Origin of the sequence: Methylobacterium sp. WL116 (assembly GCF_008039455.1) — a bacterium.
Taxonomy (GTDB): Bacteria; Pseudomonadota; Alphaproteobacteria; order Rhizobiales; family Beijerinckiaceae; genus Methylobacterium.
In genome coordinates this window covers 1-1,190 of the sequence record NZ_VRUV01000876.1, presented here as the reverse complement: position 1 = coordinate 1,190, position 1,190 = coordinate 1, and the positions used below count along the sequence as shown (strand labels likewise).

Here is a 1,190-nt window from a genome sequence, read left to right as displayed (position 1 = left end):
GGCCGCCACGACGACGACGGCGACGCTCGATCCGGGTTCGGACATGCCTGGGGGTTTCCGTCGTGCCGGGGCCGACACGATCAAGCTCGTGGACGAGCAGGGCGGCATCGGCCGCGTGCGCGAGACGCCGGCCCGCGAGCACCTGCGCGCGGTGCAGACGCCGCAGGCCTTCGTCTTCGGGACCTTGCGCGACGCGCACCGCGCCGCCGCCGCCGAGGGCCTGCACGGCTTCACCGACGACGGCGCCCTCGCCGAATGGGCTGGCCTCGCCGTGGTGGTGTTCGCCGGCGACCCGAAGAACCGCAAGATCACCCAACCCTCCGACCTGATCGAGGCCGACCGGGCCTTTTCCGGCTCAGGCGAGGAGACGGCGAAGGACAGTGCGAAGGACATCGCCATGACGACCTACGTGACCCGCCTCGGCACCGGATTCGACGTGCACGCCTTCACCGACGGCGACCATGTCTGGCTCGGCGGGGTGAAGATCCCGGCCGACCGCGGGGTGCTCGCCCATTCGGACGGCGACGTCGCGCTGCACGCCCTCACCGACGCGCTGCTCGGCGCCATCGCCGACGGCGATATCGGCACCCATTTCCCGCCCTCGGACGAGCAGTGGCGCGGGGCGTCGTCGGACCGGTTCCTGGCCCATGCCTGCAAGCTGGTGCGCGACCGCGGCGGTCGCATCGACCATCTCGACATCACGGTGCTGGCGGAAGCGCCCCGTATCGGCGCCCACCGCGAGACGATCCGCGCCCGCATCGCCGAGATCTGCGCCGTGCCGCTGACCGCGGTGTCGATCAAGGCGACGACCACGGAGAAGCTCGGCTTCGTCGGCCGCGCGGAAGGCCTCGCGGCCCAGGCCGCCGCGACCATCCGCCTGCCGGAGGAGGTGGAGACGAGCCCGGTGGACGCCCAGGCCGAGACGGCCATGCGCCAGGGCTGACGGTTGGGCGGACGCGCGTCCGCTGCATCATCCGAAGGCCGCTTCGAACGAAAAAGGGATTCGCGCGATGTTCGACGACGCCCTCCTCGCCCGCGCCACCGCCCTGGTCGGGGCCTACGCCGAGGCCGGCACCCGGATCGCGACGGCCGAATCCTGCACCGGAGGGCTCGTCGCCGGGTTGCTGACGGCGGTGCCCGGCTCGTCGGCGGTGGTCGAGCGCGGCTTCGTCACCTACTCGAACGAGGCC

At 72.4% G+C, this 1,190-nt stretch carries 2 protein-coding genes; both read left to right on the top strand.

Annotated elements, in window-relative coordinates; translation table 11 throughout:
* On the top strand, positions 1–943 hold a 943-nt coding region (gene ispF, locus FV223_RS28110), incomplete at its 5' end, for a 2-C-methyl-D-erythritol 2,4-cyclodiphosphate synthase (protein WP_147729938.1).
* 67 nt (positions 944–1,010) lie between these two features.
* Positions 1,011–1,190 (top strand): CinA family protein (locus FV223_RS28105; RefSeq protein ID WP_187276285.1); only part of this gene is annotated, 180 nt, incomplete at its 3' end.